Below are 16653 nucleotides of genomic sequence, written 5' to 3'. Positions count from 1 at the left end.
GCACACACGAAAAAGGCCCACCGGATCTCTCCGATGGGCCTTCCTCTCACGCTCCCGCGACTGGACTCGAACCAGTAACCTGCCGGTTAACAGCCGGCTGCTCTGCCGATTGAGCTACGCGGGATCGCGCCTGCCCAAGGCACTGCGGCCTCGGCGACATGAACAGACTAGCGCGCTTCGGGAGTGCTCGTGACCGGTGTCGGCCCGTGTGGCCCGCGGCACGACCGGGTAACGTCGGGGCACGGACCACGCCGACCGTCACCAAGGCCGTAAAGAGGAAGCCATGCGCTACCGGATCACGTTCGTCGCCGGACTCGCCATCGGATACGTGCTGGGCGCCAAGGCGGGCCGGGCCCGCTACGAGCAGCTCGCCCGCACCGCCCGCAAGGTGGCCGACAGCCCCCTGGTCCAGGAGGTGGCCGGGGTCGTCGGCGCGCAGACCAGCAGAGCGGGCCGCGCCGCCTACGACAAGGCCGTCGAGAGGATGCCCATCACCTCCGTGCGCGACTTCCTGGCGCGCCCCACCGAGGAGGAGATCGAGCTCGTCGAGTGGGAGACCGGCCCGTCCAACGGGACCCGCCCGGGGACGGGCGCCAACGGAGGCGGGTCCGAGGACCGGGACGTCTGACGATGCCACTGTTCGGCCAGAACATCCCCGAGCGGCTGCGTTCCCGGTTGGAGCGCGGCGAGCGGGTGCTGTCACAGGCACGCGTCGCCGCGCCGGCCGGGGGCGCCCCCGCCTCGGACTCCACCGAGGGATCCGTGGACGACGCGGTGCTGGTGGCCACCACCCGCGCCCTCCACCTGCCCGACGGGCACAGCGTGCCCTGGCAGGACATCGACCAGGCCCGGTGGAGTCCCGACACCCTCACGTTCGTCGAGGAGGGCGCGGGCGAGCACACCGTGCGGCTGCGCACCGAACTCACCGGCGACCCGGTGGACTACCGGCGCATCGCCGAGACCGTCGCCGAACGGGTCACCTCCACCATCCTGGTGAACCGGTTCGTGCCCTTCCCCGACGCCGAGTCCGCGACCGGTTTCCGGCTCGTGGCCCGGCGTGCGCCCCTGGGCAGTGAGATCGACTGGCGGGTGCACCTGGGCGAGGGCCTGGACCCCGGGGACCAGCGCCTGTCCGACGCCGTCTCCCGGGCCCTGGCCCTCCTCCACGAACAGATGGGCGTGTGAGCCCACCCCGCACCCGAACGCGTCAGGCCTCGCTCCGGGCCCGGGCCCCGCGGTCCAGCCCGAGAGCGAGCGCCTCGGCCAGGTGCAGGGCCCGGCGGCCCGTCCCCTGTTCGATCTGGGTGCGGCAGCTGTAGCCGTCCGCCAGCACCAGGGTGTCGGGCCCGGCGGCGCGCACCCGGGGCAGGAGTTCGCGCTCACCGATGGCCGAGGACACCTCGTAGTGCCCCTCGGTGAAACCGAAGTCGCCCGCCAGCCCGCAGCAACCCGAGTCCAGCACCTCGCCGTCGATCCCGGCACGGGCGATCAGCTCCCGGTCGGCGTCGAAGCCGGACACGGCGTGCTGGTGGCAGTGCACCTGCGCCAGCGCGGAGGCGTCCACGCGCGGCGGCGTCCACTCCGGGGCGTACTCGTTGAGGAACCCGGCGAAGGTGTGCACGGCGGCCGCGACCCGCGTGCTCTCCTCCCCCGGAAGCAGCTCCACGAGGTCGTGCTTGAGGGCGGCCGTGCAGCTCGGTTCGAGGCCCACCACCGGCAGCCCCTGGGACACCAGCGGAGCCAGGGCCGCCACCGCCCGCCGCATGACCGCTCGGGCCACGTCCAGCTGGCCGGTGGAGACCCACGTGAGCCCGCAGCAGACCTGTCCCCTGGGCAGCACCACGGAGAACCCGGCGTCCTCCAGCACACGCACGGCCGAGACCAGCACGTTCGGGTTGAACAGGTTGCCGAAGGTGTCGGGCCACAGGACCACCTTGGGCCCGCCCGCACGCCCCTCGCCCCGATTGAGGCGGCGTCGGTGGGCACGGGTGAACGTGGTGCGGGCGAAGGCCGGGAGGTCGCGTTCGGCCGCCACCCCCGCCATCCGTTTGGCCAGCGAGGACACCCCGGGCAGGCGGACCGCCCGGTTGGCCTCCACCGGGGCCAGGGAGGCCAGGCGGGCCAGCACCGGCAGCCAGCCCATCGAGTAGTGCGCGGCCGGGCGCACCCTCCCCTTGTAGTGCTGGTGCAGGAACTCGGCCTTGTAGGAGGCCATGTCCACGTTGACCGGGCAGTCGCTCAGGCACCCCTTGCAGGACAGGCACAGGTCCAGCGACTCCCGGACCTCCTCCGAGCGCCACCCGTCGGTGATCACCTCGCCGTTGGCCATCTCGAACAGCAGGTGGGCGCGGCCGCGCGTGGAGTGCTTCTCCTCCTGGGTCACCTGGTAGCTGGGGCACATCACGCCGGGTCCGCTCTGGCGGCGGCACTTGCCCACGCCCGAGCAGCGGCGCAACGCCTTGGCGAAGTCACCGTCGTCCTCGCCGTAGGCCAGGGAGGTCTGGGAGAGCAGCGGGAGTCGCGGGCGTATGTCGGTGGCCACCCGGATGTCGGCGTCCAGAGGAAGCGGGTCGACGATGATGCCCGGGTTCATGAGGTTGTCGGGGTCCCAGACGCGCTTGAACTCGCCGAAGGCCCGCACGAGGCCCTCCGGGTACATGCGGGAGAGGAGCTCGGAACGGGCCTGGCCGTCACCGTGCTCGCCGGAGAGCGATCCCCCGTGCCGCACCACGATCCCGGCGGCCTCCTCCATGAAGGCCCGGTACTCGCGGCGCCCTTCCTCGTGGGTGAGCTCGAAGTCGATGCGCACGTGCAGGCAGCCGTCACCGAAGTGGCCGTAGACCACCCCGTAGCGGTCGTGGCGGGCCATCAGGTCCTCGAAGTCGCGCAGGTAGTCGCCGAGGTTCTCCGGCGGGACGGCGGCGTCCTCCCAGCCCGACCACGCCTCGGCCCCGGTGGGGGTGCGCGAGGTGAGGCCGGCGCCCTCCTCCCGGATGCGCCACAGTGCCTTCTGGTGGCCGGTGTCGGTGACCACCGCGGAGTCGCGCGGGCCGCTGGCCTCGTCCAGGGAGTCGATCATCCTCCGCGCGGAGTCGGCCGCCTCGTCCGGGGTCGCGCCCGCGATCTCCACCAGCAGCCAGGCGTGGCCGAGCGGCAGCGGCACCCGTGACTTCGACCCGTGGCGGTCCAGGGCCGCCACGATGCGGTCGTTGATGCCCTCGACCGTGAGAGGGGAGTGTTCGAGCAGCCCGGGCACGGCGTCGGCGGCCGAGGGGGCGTCGTCGTATCCCAGCACCGCCAGGGCGCGGGCGGGCGGCGACTCGACCAGGCGCACGGTGGCGCCCACCACCATGGCGCAGGTGCCCTCGGTGCCCACCAGGGAGGCGGCGACGTCGCGCCCCTTCTCCGGGAGCAGGCGGTCGATGCCGTAGCCGGAGACACGGCGCCGGAACTCGGGCATGGCTGTGCGCATCTCGGCACGGTGGGTCTCCACGAGGCGCGCCAGTGCCGCGTGGATCTCCCCCTCCCGTCCGGGGCGTGCGGCCAGTTCCTCGAACTCCTTCTCGGTGTGCTCGGAGCCGACGGTGATCCGGGTGCCGTCGGACAGGAGCAGGTCGAGGGAGACCACGTTGTCGGCGGTGGTGCCCCAGGCCACCGAGTGGGAGCCGCAGGCGTTGTTGCCGATCATGCCGCCGATGGTGCAGCGGCTGTGGGTGGAGGGGTCCGGGGCGAAGGTGAGCCCGTGTTCGGCGGTGGCGGCGCGCAGGTCGTCGAGGATCACCCCGGGTTGGACCGTGGCGGTGCGGGCCTCGGGGTCGATGTCGAGGATGGCGCGCAGATGGCGTGAGGTGTCGATGACCACGCCGGTACCGATGGCGTTCCCGGCGATGGAGGTGCCCCCGCCGCGCGGGATGATCGGCACCCCGTGCGCGGCGCACGCGCGGACGGCGGCCACGCAGTCGTCGACGGTCTCGGGGATGACCACGGCGAGTGGTACGCGCCGGTAGTTCGAGGCGTCGGAGGTGTAGAGGGCGAGCGTGCCCGCGTCCAGGGCGACGGTTCCCCGGACGCCCTCCTCCAGGTCGCGGCGGAGTGCGGGAAGGTCCGGGCGTGGGGTGGTGCTGTGCGGATCGGCCATGCCCACAGCGTGGCGCGGGCGGTGTGGGGTGGCAACCTCGGCGCGCGGCGTGGCTGTCGGGCCGATCAGTCCATGGACTCGCGCATGGCGCGGACCAGTGTGCCGTCGGGGTCCATGTCGAGGTTCCACACCATCATCCCGGCGAGGCCGTGCTCGCGGACGTAGGCGCCCTTGAGCGAGATCACCTCGGCGTTGTCGTAGGTCCACCACTCGTCGCCGTCGTAGACCCAGTAGGCGCCCGCCTCCTCGTCCAGGAAGCGGCGGCCTCCCATCTCCTCCAGTTGGTCGAAGGGGCGGGTGGGTCCGTCGTAGTCGTCGTCGGCCGCGCCACCGGCGACCTGGTCGCGGCCCTCGTCCTGGGCGGGCACCCCCTGCCAGCCGCGCCCGAAGGCCGGGACGCCCATGACGATCTGGCCGGGGTCGGCGCCCAGGTCCAGGTAGCGCTGGACCGCCTGGTCGACGCTGTTGGCGTCCTGGTCGTGGTCGGGGGCGTACAGGTTGGAGTGGTGCGCGGTGCGTTCGCTCCAGGGGCCGGAGAAGTCGTACCCCTGGACCGTGGCGAAGTCGACGTGGTCGAACACCTCGGTCTCGAAGGCCCCGGCGTGATCGCGGCCGCCGGGGAGTGACGCGGACAGCACGTAGTCCTGCCCGGTCTCCCGGGAGAGGGCGTCCATCTGGCGGCGGAACTCGGCGACCAGGAGGGTGAAGTTGGCGGGGTCGTCGGGGTGCTCCACGTTGTCGGGGTTGCCCTGTCCCCCTGGCCACTCCCAGTCCAGGTCGACTCCGTCGAAGACGCCCGCGCCCGAGCCGTCCCCGCCCTGGGGCTCGTCACCGCGCACCGGCAGGTTCCCGCGCAGCCACAGGTCCAGGCAGGAGGCGACGAAGGCCTCCCGGGACTCCTCGGTGCGCGCGGCGGTGGAGAAGTTCACCGACCAGTTCCAACCGCCCAGTGAGAGGCTGGCCCCCAGGTCCGGGTACTGCCCGCGGAGCTGGCGCAGCTGGTTGAGGCCGCCCGCGAGCTCCTGCTCGTACTCGTCCGCCTGCCCGCTGACGCTCTCGTCCGCCGCGTAGCGCCGCTGGTAGAGCTCCCAGGGCTGGTCGTGGCGGTCCTCGGGGATGTGGCACAGGCCGTCGCGGTCGATACCGCCGAAGGCCCACATGATCCGGGTGAGGTCCGCTGGCGCCCCGCTGTCGAGCAGTTCGTTGACGGTGTAGCCGCGGTTGGCCACGTTCCAGTCGGCGAAGTAACCGATCCGCTCGGGTTCGCGTTGGTTCTTGAGCACGAGTGCCCCCACGAGCAGCACGACGGCGGTGGCGGCCGCGCCCAGTACCAGCAGTGGACGCCGCCCGGAGGGCGTCCTGGGCTCGGGTGGGGTCGGCGAGGCGTTCACACCTCGACCGTAGGGGCACCGGGGGACGCGGACGGGGGGTTCGTCCCATGTCGGCCAGATGAGGCCGTTCCCGTGTTCGAGGGAACCCACGGTGGGTGCCGGACGTTGTCCTGTGCCTCAGCCGCTGTGCAGGAAGTCCTTCAGGGTGCCCGCGCGCGAGGGGTGGCGGAGCTTGGCGAGGGTCTTGGCCTCGATCTGGCGTATCCGTTCGCGGGTGACTCCGAACTCGCGGCCCACCTCCTCCAGAGTGCGCGGATGCCCGTCCGCCAGACCGAAGCGGAGCCGGATGATCCGTCGTTCCCGCTCGGAGAGGTCGCCCAGCAGCACCCGCAGCTGTTCCTGGAGCAGGGTGAACGCGGCCGCCTCCACCGGCATGACCGCGTCGGAGTCCTCGATGAAGTCACCGAAGTCGGACTCCTCCTCACCGATGGGTGCCTGGAGGGAGACGGGTTCGCGGGCGATGCGCTGGATCTCCAGGACCCGTTCCCCGACGAACCCGGCGGCGGCGGAGATCTCGGCGACGCTGGGCTCGCGGCCCAGTTGCTGGTGCAGCTGCTGCTGGACACGGACGATCTTGTTGATGGTCTCGACCATGTGCACCGGGATGCGGATGGTGCGGGCCTGGTCGGCGATGGCCCGGGTGATGGCCTGGCGGATCCACCAGGTGGCGTACGTGGAGAACTTGAAACCCTTGGTGTAGTCGAACTTCTCCACTGCCCGGATGAGGCCGAGGTTGCCCTCCTGGATCAGGTCCAGGAACAGCAGACCCCGCCCCATGTAGCGCTTGGCGATGGACACGACCAGGCGCAGGTTCGACTCGATCAGCCGCCGCTTGGCCCGCCTCCCCTCCTCCACGAGGGCGACGAGCTCGTCCGTCGCGCAGTGCCCCGACGCGGGTTCCTGGCGCTGGGCGTACAGGCCCGCTTCGACGGCCTTGGCCAGGTCCACCTCCTCCCGCGCGGTCAGGAGCGGCACCCGGCCGATCTCACGCAGGTACATGCGGACCAGGTCCGAACCGGAGCGGCGGCCCGGGTCGGTGACCGGCACCGAATCCTCCGGTTCGACCACGTCGACCCCGGCCCCGGCGAGGTCCGTGATGGTCTGGTCCAGGGAGCCGGGTGGCGCGTCGAGGCTTTCCAACGCGGACGCGACCTCCCCACGACTCACCGTTCCCCGGCCGGAGTCAGGAAGGAGCGGAACCACTTGGCGGACGTGTGGTATTTCGTTGGACACAACTGTGGGAGGCACTACTCCATTGTGCCCGCACACTCACCGCAATAGGGAGAACTACTATTGTCACCCCGGTGCTACATACGGTCGATGCCAGACTCCAGCAGTGCACGTTTCTGCTGGCCAAGCTGCATGAGCTCGACGAAGATCCGATTGTGCTCCTCTGGCTGAGAAGTCTGGTCGATCCGGTGCAGCTCGGATTTTAGGTTTGACTCGCTGCGGTTGATGGAATGAGTCTTGATTGTGCCCAACAATTCTCGGGCAAAATGAACGTCGAGTTCTCCATAGAACTCGATCTCCTCCACACCCAGACGCGTGACAAAATCGCGTTGGAAGTCGTTCGGCGCCGCGTCACGCAGAGTGAGGGCCCATTTCTCCATGTCAGCCACGGCGGCTGTGACACCGCCCTGTTCCCGGATGAGCTGGAACATCGCGCGATGTTGCGAGACGGTGAAGTCACCCTCGGCAAGATTGTCGAAACCCCGTGCCAGGTTGGGGTGTTGGACGGCGAGCTTGAGCGCCTGTCGCTCCCTCTGCAATGAAAAGTCGTTCAGATCGTAGGGTGCGGCCTGGGCATCCGGCGTGGGCACCGGCCTGGCCGAGCCCTGAGCTCCAGTCCTGGAGGCACTCTGCGATCCGCCCTGGCGCATGTGCTGGCGGACGCGGCGCACCACGAAGGCCTCGTCCAGGAACCCGAGCCAGCGGTCCAGGTTCTTGGCGTAGGCCTCCCGGGTGCCCGCGTTGCGGATACTGGCCACCACCGGCGCGGCCGCGTCGAGGGCGGCGATCCGGCCCTCCACCGTGGACAGGTCGTAGTTCTCGAAGGTCTTGCGGACCATGAACTCGTACAGGGGGGTGGCGTCCTCCACGAGGTCGGCCACCGCCTGGGGCCCGTTCTGGAGGCGCAGGTCGCAGGGGTCGAGGCCGTCGGGCTGGACGGCCACGAAGGTCTCCGAGGAGAACCCGTGCTCCTCCGCGAAGGCCCGCACGGCCGCCTTCTGCCCGGCCTTGTCGCCGTCGAAGGTGAACACCACCCGGGTCTCGTGGTTGGGCCGCCCGTGCAGCATGCGGCGCAGGATCTTGAGGTGGTCCTCGCCGAACGAGGTGCCGCAGGTCGCGACCGCCGTGGTCACACCGGCCTCGTGGCAGGCCATGACGTCGGTGTAGCCCTCGACGATGACCGCCTTGCCCTGCTTGGAGATCTCCCGTTTGGCCAGGTCCAGCCCGTAGAGGAGGCGGCCCTTGTGGAAGATGGGGCTCTCCGGGGAGTTGAGGTACTTGGGTCCGTCCTCCTCGGGGTCGAGCTTGCGCGCCCCGAACCCGACGACCTCTCCGGTGACCTCCCTTACCGGCCAGAGCAGACGGTTGCGGAACCGGTCGTAGGCTCCGCGCCGCCCCTGACTGGCCAGACCGCCCTCGATGATCTCGTTGTCGGTGAAGCCCTTCTGACGCAGGTGGTCGGTGAGGTTCTGCCAGCCCGCGGGGGCGAACCCCAGCCCGAACTGCTCGGCGTGCACCCGGTTGAAGCCGCGCTCGCCCAGGAACCGCCGCCCGGCGACCGCCCCGGGTGACAGGAGCTGCTCGGAGTAGAACTGGGCCGCCGCCCTGTGCGCGTCCAAGAGGCGCTGCCGTTTGCCCTCGTCCCTGCGGGGGCTGCTGCGCCCGCCCTCCTCGTACCGCAGGACGATCCCGGTCTGCCGTGCCAGGGACTCGACCGCGTCCGCGAAGCTGAGGCTGTCGATCTTCTGCACGAAGGAGATGACGTCCCCGCCCTCTCCGCAACCGAAGCAGTAGAACAGGTTTTTGGCGGGGGTGACGTTGAAGGAGGGGGACTTCTCGTCGTGGAAGGGGCAGAGCCCCTTGAGCGAGCCACCTCCGGCATTGCGCAGCTGGAGGTACTCACCGATCACGTCAGCGATGGGTGTGCGCTCGCGTACGAGAGCGATGTCTTCGTCTTTGATCCGGCCTGCCACGGTTTTCAGGGTAGTTCTCCCCCGGGACGTTCCGACCACCGTCCACAGGGCGGGTCTCCCAGGACACCCGTTCGCGGGCGGTCCGGCCGCTCGGAGTGACGGTGATCATCGCGGGGCCCGGCGCCGGGGTTCAGCGGTGGCGCACGGGTGGCGGCCCGGTGCTCCCGCCTACACGCAGCCGGGCCGGGAGGAGCAGGGGCGCGACCGGGTCCCTTCCGGGTGCGGCGAGCAGGTTCAGGAGCAGGCCCACGGCGGCCTCGCCGACCTCGGCGGGGTCTCCGGCGGCGGTAGTGAGCGCGGGGATCAGGTGGGCCGCTTCCGGGCGGTCGCCGAACCCGGCGACGCTGACCTGCCCGGGGACGCGCAGGCCGGACTCGTCGAAGGCACGCAGCAGGCCGAGGGCGAGGAGGTCGTCGGCGGCCAGGACGGCGGTGACATCCTCCCCCGCCGCGCGTCGGCCCGCCAGCGCCAGTCCGGCGGCGTGACCGGCGTCCGCTCCGGTCGCGGCGGGGATCTCAGGGACGGGAACACGCGCCCCGGCCTCCTCCAGGGCCCCGCGCCAGCCCCGGGTTCGGGCCGTGTGTCCCGGGGAGCCGTCGGCGACGTGGTGCACCGTGCCGTGCCCGAGCTCGAGCAGATGGCGGGTGAGGGCCCGGGCGCCGCCGAGGTGGTCGGTCCCCACTGTCGCCAGGGGGTGGCGTGCGGTGCCGGGGTCCGCGTCGACGACGACGATCGGCGGAGGGTGGTGGAGGTCGGCGAGCTGCCCCTCCTGGCCGGGGACGAGGGCCACACAGCCCTCGGGGGCGTGTTCCAGCAGGCGTTCGGCGGCGGCGGGCAGGCCCTCGGGAGCGGCTCCGGCGTACAGCAGGGTGCGGCCTGAGGCGCCCAGGGCGCGTTCCATCCCGACCAGCACGCGGAGGGTGTCCGGGTGGTCGGGAACGGTGGTGAGCACGCCGACCAGCCCTGATCTGCGGGTGACCAGGGCGCGGGCGGAGGAGTTGCGGCGGTAGCCGAGTTCCGTGATGGCCGCGCGTACGCGGGCCTCGGTCTCGGGGAGCACCCCGGGATGGGCGTTGAGGACACGGGAGACGGTCTGGTGGGACACTCCGGCCAGCTTGGCGACGTCGTTCATGACGGGGCCACGCGGTGGGGGCATGCCCTGGTCCCTCGCTCGTACCGGTGCGCTCCTGTGCGCCCCGCCACGCGGGCGCGGCGGCCGGGCGCACTGAGCAGTGTGCGGGCTCGTGTGGTGCGCGTCAAGACCGGCAACGGCGGTGATTGCGCCCGCCCCTGGTGAGGGGTGTGTCAGCCGAGGAGCCGGGCGTGCAGGGCGGTGGCGGAGGTGTCGGTGAGGGAGGCGACCTGGTCCACGACCACGCGCAGGGCCGAGGTGTCGTCGGTGGCGTTCTCGAAGACGGCGCGGAACTGGGGGTCCAGGGCTCCGGGGGACCCCTGCCACAGGGCCGCGACCAGTTCGGTGATGGTGCGACGCTCCTCGGCCTGGTAGATCCGGGCCTCCTCGCGGGACATGACGAAGTGCGCGGCCACCGCCTTGAGCAGGGCGCACTCCAGGAGGGCGCGGCGCGGCAGGACGAGGTCGGCGCGGTAGCGGGTGAGTCGGCCGGGGCCGTGGGCGCGGCGGGTGGCGCCCTCCGCCGCTCGGCAGAACCGGCCGATGAGTTCGCTGGTGAGGTTCTTGAGCGCGGCGAGGGAGGCGAGGTCTCCGGTGAACTCGGTGGGCCAGACGGGTTCGGCGAGCAGGTCGCCCATGACCTCGTCGAGTTCGGCCGGGTCGGCGTCGCAGTACATCGCGGCGGCGATCCGGCAGACCTCGGCGCGCTCGACGGGATCGCGCAGGGCGGCCATGCTGACCAGGCCCGCGTGCAGGCCGTCCTCGACGTCGTGCACGGAGTAGGCGACGTCGTCGGCCCAGTCCATGACCTGTGCCTCGAAGCAGGTGCGTCCGACGGGTGCGCCCTCGCGCAGCCAGGCGAAGGCCTCGGAGTCGTCGGGGTAGCAGTTGAACTTGTGGGTGTCGCCGCCCTCACCGCGCCGCCATGGGTACTTGACGGTGGCGTCCAGGGTGGCGCGGGTGAGGTTGAGCCCGGCGCTGCGGCCGCCGGGATCGATGACCTTGCCCTCCAGCCGGATGAGCAGGCGCAGGCTCTGGGCGTTGCCCTCGAATCCGCCGCACGCGGCTGCCGCCTCGTCGAGGGCGCGCTCGCCGTTGTGGCCGAAGGGCGGGTGGCCGAGGTCGTGGGACAGACAGGCGGCCTCGACGAGGTCGGGGTCGCAGCCCAGGGCCTGGCCGAGTTCCCGGCCGATCTGAGCGCACTCCAGGGAGTGGGTCAGCCGGGTGCGTGGGAAGTCGCTCACCCCGGGTTGGACGACCTGGGTCTTGGCGGAGAGCCTGCGCAGCGCGGAGCTGTGCAGGACACGGGCGCGGTCCCGCTCGAAGGGGCCGCGACGCCTGCTCTTACGCGACTCCTGGGAGTGGCGCTCGGTGTCGCGTGCGGTGTACCCGTGGGTGCCGCTCTCCGCGCCCACGGTCTCTCCGGAGATGGTCGTCATGGGCCCGAGCCTACTTCCCGGCAACGACGAAACATGTCATTGGCCCTGGTCAGGCCGCGTTGACACGGATGTCACTGCTGTCGTTGAAGATCCAGTAGTACCAGAGCGACGCGGTTTCCCTCGTGATGTACCACAGCTGGGTCTGGCGCTCGATGACAGCGGGCCCGGAGCGCGACGGGGAGGTACCCGCCTCGATGCCGTGGTCGGCCGCCATCACCTTGGAGCGCAGGCTGTGCCAGGGGTCGGAGACCAGGATGGCGGTCTCCCAGCCGTTGGCCTCGAAGACCCCCTCCATGGCCTTGAAGCTCTGGAGGGTGTCGCTGCCCTCCTCCACCGCGACGACGTGGTCGGCGGGCACGCCCACCTCGATGAGCCAGTTGCGGCCCGCGGCCGCCTCGGTGAAGGCGTCGTCAGGCTGTTTGCCGCCGACCGTGACGATGTTGGGCGCCACGCCGTCCAGGTAGAGGACCTGGGCCTGGCGCAGTCGGGCCTCGAAGACGGGTGACGGGACGCCGTTGTACTGGCTGGCGCCCAGGACCACGATGGCGTCGGAGGGCGTGCGGTCGTCCTGGCGCGCGGTGTACCAGACCCATCCCCAGGTCCCGGGCGGGATCGCGATGGCGACGACCAGGATCAGGGCGATGATCCAGCGCGCACGGAAACGGCGGCGCCTGCGGCGCCTGGGCGTATGGGTGCGTGGCGGCGGGGTGCGTCGGCCGCCGCGCTCGCGAACGCGGGGTTCCTCGTACGGCTCGTCGTAGGACCCCTCGTGACCGGAGCCCTCCCACGGCTCCTCGCGGCCGTACCCTTCGGTCTCGTCGCGGTGCGGGGGCAGGTCCCGCTCCCCGCGCGGCGACGGCCGGTCGCGGACGAACCTGCGGGTGAAGGCCGCGCCCTGGTCCGCGGTGTCTGCCGGGTCGACACGACTGAACTCCCGCGTGCTGTTCGCGGCGTCGGCGGGGTCACCGGGGTCGGAGACCTCGGGCCGGGTGAACCGCCGGGTGCCCTCGGCCGCCGAGGCGGCACCGGCCAGCTCGTCGCGGGAGAAGACCTGGGTGGCCTCGTGGTCAGCGGGGGTCGTGGCCGGGTCGTCCCACGGCTCGTCGCCGCGCCCGTCGCTCGCCGTTCGCACCGGCTCACCTCCGCTTGATTGGATCAGGAACGCGGTACGCCCACTGGGACGCCCCGCACCCACCGCTGGTTCGTGGTCTCCCCGCGTGGGCGGGGGCACCGGGAAGGGGGAGCCGGACGTGGCACGGGCGACTGAGAGTGCCCGGAGCCCCGACGGTGGGAGGGGGATCGGGGCGTCGCGCGTGGGCGCGTACCGACGTCGAAAATATATCACGAAAAGGTCACGGTTGACTTTTCCGTCGACTCGGCCGTGATGCCCGATTCTAGTCTCACCGGTCCCGTGAAACGCCCGTGGCGGCGCCCCTTTCGTGGGGACGCCGCCACGGGCGTTCGGTCGGTCACCGCACGGCGCGACCGGCGGCCCGGCCCGCCTCCAGACGGGCCACGGGGACGCGGAACGGCGAACAGGACACATAGTCCAGCCCCACCCTGTGGAAGAAGTGCACCGATGCCGGGTCCCCGCCGTGTTCACCGCACACACCGAGCTTGATGCCGGGCCGCGCCGCTCGGCCCTCCTCCACGGCGATGCGGATCAGACGACCCACCCCGTCCACGTCCAGGGACTCGAACGGCGATACGCCGAACACGCCCTTCTCCAGGTAGGCGGAGAAGAAGGAGGCCTCCACGTCGTCTCGGGAGAAGCCCCACACGGTCTGGGTGAGGTCGTTGGTGCCGAAGGAGAAGAACTCGGCGTTCTCGGCGATCTGCCCGGCGGTGAGCGCGGCGCGGGGCAGTTCGATCATGGTGCCGACGGGGAAGTCCAGCTCGATCCCGCTCTCCTCCCCCACCTCGCGCAGGGCGCGCAGCGCGTCGTCCCGGATGATCTCCAGCTCCTGAACGGTGCCGACCAGAGGGATCATGATCTCCGGACGGGGGCGGCCGCCGGCACGGATCCGGTCCACCGCGGCCTGGGCGATGGCCCGCACCTGCATCGTGAACAGCCCTGGGACGACCAGTCCGAGGCGCACGCCGCGCAGCCCCAGCATGGGGTTCTGCTCGTGGAGCCTGTGCACGGCCTGGAGGACGCGCAGGTCGTTCTCGTGGCTCTCGCCCCTGGCCTCGGCCACCGCCACGCGTACCGACAGCTCCGTGATGTCGGGCAGGAACTCGTGCAGCGGCGGGTCGAGGAGTCGGACCGTGACGGGCAGTCCGTCCATGGCCTCCAGGATGCCGCCGAAGTCCTCGCGCTGGAGCGGCAGGAGGGCGTCGAGCGACCCCTGCTGTTCGTCGGGGGTGTCGGCCAGAATGAGGCGTTCGACGAGCTGGCGGCGGTCACCGAGGAACATGTGCTCGGTACGGCACAGGCCGATGCCCTGGGCGCCCATACGGCGTGCGCGGGCGGCGTCCTCGGCGGTGTCGGCGTTGGCACGCACGTACAGGCGGCGGGCGGCGTCGACGTAGTGCATGAGGCGGTGCACGGAGCGCACGAGGTCGTCGGCCTGGTCGGAGGCGGGGTCGACCTCGCCCTCGAAGTAGCGGACCACCGGGGAGTCGACGACCGGCACCTCACCGAGGTAGACCCGGCCGCTGGTGCCGTCGATGGAGATGACGTCGCCCTCCTCGATCACCTCGCCGCCCGGGGCGGTCATGCGCCGGTTCTTGGTGTCGATGTCGAGTTCCTCGGCGCCGCACACGCAGGTCTTGCCCATGCCCCGGGCCACCACGGCGGCGTGGGAGGTCTTGCCTCCACGACTGGTGAGGATGCCCTCCGCCGCGATCATGCCCTCGAGGTCGTCGGGGTTGGTCTCACGGCGGCAGAGGATGACCCTCTCCCCGCTGCGCGACCACTTCACGGCGGTGTAGGAGTCGAAGACGGCCTTGCCCACGGCCGCTCCCGGCGAGGCGTTCATGCCGCGTCCGAGGCGGTGCACGTCTTCCCCGGCGGTGGCCTCGTCGTCGAAGCGCGGGAACATCAGTTGGGCGAGCTGGTCGCCGGTGACGCGCTGGACCGCCTCGTCCAGGCCGATCATCCCCTGGTCCACGAGCTGGTCCGCGATCCTGAAGGCGGCCGCGGCGGTGCGCTTGCCCACGCGGGTCTGGAGCATCCACAGCCTGCCGCGCTCGATGGTGAACTCGATGTCGCACAGGTCCCGGTAGTGGTTCTCCAGGGTGTCCATGATGCCCATGAGCTCTTCGTGGCTTCGGGGGTCGATCCGCTCCAGCTCGGTGAGGGAGACGGTGTTGCGGATGCCCGCCACCACGTCCTCGCCCTGGGCGTTTTGGAGGTAGTCCCCGTAGACGCCGGTCTGGCCGGTGGCGGGGTCGCGGGTGAAGGCCACGCCCGTGCCCGAGTCCATGCCGAGGTTGCCGAAGACCATGGAGCAGATGTTCACGGCGGTGCCGAGGTCCGCGGGGATGCGCTCCTGGCGGCGGTACAGGACGGCGCGGGGGGCGTTCCAGGATTCGAAGACGGCCTTGACGGCGAGGTTCATCTGCTCGCGGGGGTCGCTCGGGAAGGGGCTCCCGGTCTGCTCGCCGACGATCTCCTTGAACCGTTCCACGAGCTGGCGGAAGTCGGCGGCGTCCAGGTCGAGGTCGTTCGTGATGCCCTTGGCGGCCTTGAGCTCCTCGATGGCCTCCTCGAACAGGTCGCCGTCGATGTCCAGGACGGTCCTGCCGAACATCTGGATGAGGCGGCGGTAGGAGTCCCAGGCGAAGCGTTCGTCGCCGCCCTGGGCGGCAAGGCCCTTCACGGACTCGTCGTTGAGGCCGATGTTGAGGACGGTCTCCATCATGCCGGGCATGGAGAAGCGGGCGCCCGACCGCACGCTCACCAGGAGTGGGTCGTCCGGCTGGCCGAGCCGGCGGCCCATGGTGCTCTCCAGCTCCCTGAGGTCGGCCTCGATCTCGGCGTCGAGCCCCTCGGGGACTGCGCCGTTCTCCAGGTAGTGACGGCACGCCTCCGTGGTGATGGTGAAACCGGGGGGAACCGGGAGACCGATGTTGGTCATCTCGGCGAGGTTGGCCCCCTTGCCGCCGAGCAGGTCCTTCAGGTCCTTGTTGCCCTCGGTGAACTTGTAGACGTACTTGGTCACGGGGGTGCTCCCTCGTTCTCTCGCGGCCGTTCGGCGTCGGGTCGGCCCCTGTTGGGCGCGACCCTATCCACACTCCGCACGAGCGACCCTCCATGAACCACCCTTCTTCGGCATAGCACCTGTTCACGGACGCCGAACAGGTCTATACCAATGGTCCACTTCGAGTTCACGCCCGCCCCCGTGGGGACGCAACGGGAACAGCACCGCCGCCCACGACTACGCTGGTCAGGGACGCTCGACCACACACCACCCCAAGAGCGGCACGGTCGAAACCGACGAGAACCGCAGGCGCGACCAACCCCCCTGGCCAGCAACGCCTCCCGAGCCCACTGTGCCGCGTGACACAGCATTACCGTCAAGTAACCTACGCAGCCGTAAGTTAGGCTTCTTGGTGTGGCCCGCCAGGGAGCGGGGTCGCTGGAACTGAGGGGTGCGAACGGTGTCGAAGGCGCGGGAAACAGGGAGCGTGCGAGCTGCGGCGGCCGCCGGGGACCTGCTGGAAGCGGTCAAACCCCGGCTCCGGGGATGGCTGCACCTGGGGACCGCTCCGCTCGCCCTGGCGGCGGGCATCGTCCTGGTGGCCCTCTCCCCCACCGTGCCCGCCATGGCGGCCAGCGCGGTGTACGCGCTCAGCTCGGTGATGCTCTTCAGCACCTCGGCCATCTACCACGTGGGCCGCTGGTCACCGCGCGCCCAGAAGGTCCTGCGCCGCATGGACCACTCGAACATCTACCTGATCATCGCGGGCACCTACACGCCGTTCATCATGCTCGTGCTGGAGGGCACCCTGCGCACGGCCATGCTGGCGCTGGTCTGGGGCGGCGCGGTCGCCGGGGTCGCGTTCAAGCTCCTGTGGCTGAACGCTCCGCGCTGGCTCTCCACCGCGCTGTACCTGGCCATCGGCTGGGTCGCGGTCCTGTTCATCCCGGACCTGGTCAACGGCACCCACCCGGCCACCTGGATCCTCATCCTCGTGGGCGGCCTGCTCTACAGTGTCGGCGCCGTGGTCTACGGGCTCAAGCGCCCCGACCCGGCGCCCCGCTGGTTCGGGTTCCACGAGATCTTCCACTCCCTGACCATCGCGGCCTTCGTCTGCCACTACATCGCGGTCTCGTTCGTCGTCTACACGGCGACCTGACCGGCGCGGCTCCGATCGCGCGGTCACCCCAGCCAGGCCGCCCGGC

11 protein-coding genes and 1 tRNA gene are annotated in these 16653 nt (G+C 71.0%); 3 read left to right on the top strand and 9 right to left on the bottom strand.

Annotation, left to right across the window (positions count from 1 at the left end; all coding sequences use genetic code 11):
- Positions 1-51: 51 nt before the first annotated feature.
- Positions 52-124, bottom strand: a tRNA-Asn gene (locus KBX21_RS23890).
- A 159-nt stretch (positions 125-283) separates the two neighbouring features.
- Here KBX21_RS23890 and KBX21_RS23885 point away from each other — a divergent pair.
- A complete protein-coding gene (locus tag KBX21_RS23885; protein WP_049571251.1) occupies positions 284-628 on the top strand; it encodes a hypothetical protein in 345 nt (114 codons plus the stop codon).
- Between the two features lie 2 nt (positions 629-630).
- The gene (locus KBX21_RS23880) at positions 631-1185 is read left to right on the top strand and encodes a hypothetical protein (RefSeq protein ID WP_049571252.1); all 555 of its coding nucleotides are present in this window, start codon (positions 631-633) and stop codon (positions 1183-1185) included.
- Between the two features lie 22 nt (positions 1186-1207).
- Here KBX21_RS23880 and KBX21_RS23875 read toward each other — a convergent pair whose 3' ends face one another.
- The 8 genes from KBX21_RS23875 to ppdK form a co-directional block, all read right to left on the bottom strand.
- Complete coding sequence (locus KBX21_RS23875) at positions 1208-4138, bottom strand: FAD-binding and (Fe-S)-binding domain-containing protein (protein ID WP_049571372.1); 2931 nt, start codon at positions 4136-4138, stop codon at positions 1208-1210.
- Between the two features lie 65 nt (positions 4139-4203).
- The gene (locus KBX21_RS23870; RefSeq protein ID WP_210843826.1) at positions 4204-5529 is read right to left on the bottom strand and encodes a glycoside hydrolase family 18 protein; all 1326 of its coding nucleotides are present in this window, start codon (positions 5527-5529) and stop codon (positions 4204-4206) included.
- 117 nt (positions 5530-5646) lie between these two features.
- Positions 5647-6732 carry an RNA polymerase sigma factor RpoD gene (rpoD, locus tag KBX21_RS23865; RefSeq protein ID WP_210843825.1) on the bottom strand — a complete coding sequence of 362 codons (1086 nt, stop codon included), beginning with the start codon at positions 6730-6732 and terminating at the stop codon, positions 5647-5649.
- A gap of 104 nt (positions 6733-6836) precedes the next feature.
- A complete protein-coding gene (gene dnaG / locus KBX21_RS23860) occupies positions 6837-8732 on the bottom strand; it encodes a DNA primase (RefSeq protein ID WP_210843824.1) in 1896 nt (631 codons plus the stop codon).
- 130 nt (positions 8733-8862) lie between these two features.
- On the bottom strand, positions 8863-9888 hold the full coding sequence (locus KBX21_RS23855; RefSeq protein ID WP_247666244.1) for a LacI family DNA-binding transcriptional regulator: 1026 nt from the start codon (positions 9886-9888) through the stop codon (positions 8863-8865).
- A gap of 149 nt (positions 9889-10037) precedes the next feature.
- Entirely contained in the window at positions 10038-11303 is a 1266-nt protein-coding gene (locus KBX21_RS23850; protein WP_049571264.1) for a deoxyguanosinetriphosphate triphosphohydrolase, read from the bottom strand.
- A gap of 49 nt (positions 11304-11352) precedes the next feature.
- Positions 11353-12435 (bottom strand): YdcF family protein, encoded by a 1083-nt coding sequence (locus KBX21_RS23845; protein ID WP_210843823.1) that lies wholly within the window; start codon positions 12433-12435, stop codon positions 11353-11355.
- 337 nt (positions 12436-12772) lie between these two features.
- Entirely contained in the window at positions 12773-15469 is a 2697-nt protein-coding gene (gene ppdK, locus KBX21_RS23840; protein WP_049571271.1) for a pyruvate, phosphate dikinase, read from the bottom strand.
- A 466-nt stretch (positions 15470-15935) separates the two neighbouring features.
- Here ppdK and KBX21_RS23835 point away from each other — a divergent pair, with 466 nt between their 5' ends.
- Positions 15936-16607 carry a hemolysin III family protein gene (locus KBX21_RS23835; protein ID WP_307869267.1) on the top strand — a complete coding sequence of 224 codons (672 nt, stop codon included), beginning with the start codon at positions 15936-15938 and terminating at the stop codon, positions 16605-16607.
- Positions 16608-16653 lie beyond the last annotated feature (46 nt).

The organism is Nocardiopsis sp. B62 (assembly GCF_018070675.1).
GTDB lineage: Bacteria > Actinomycetota > Actinomycetes > Streptosporangiales > Streptosporangiaceae > Nocardiopsis > Nocardiopsis prasina.
This window is presented reverse-complemented; position numbering and strand designations above follow the sequence as displayed.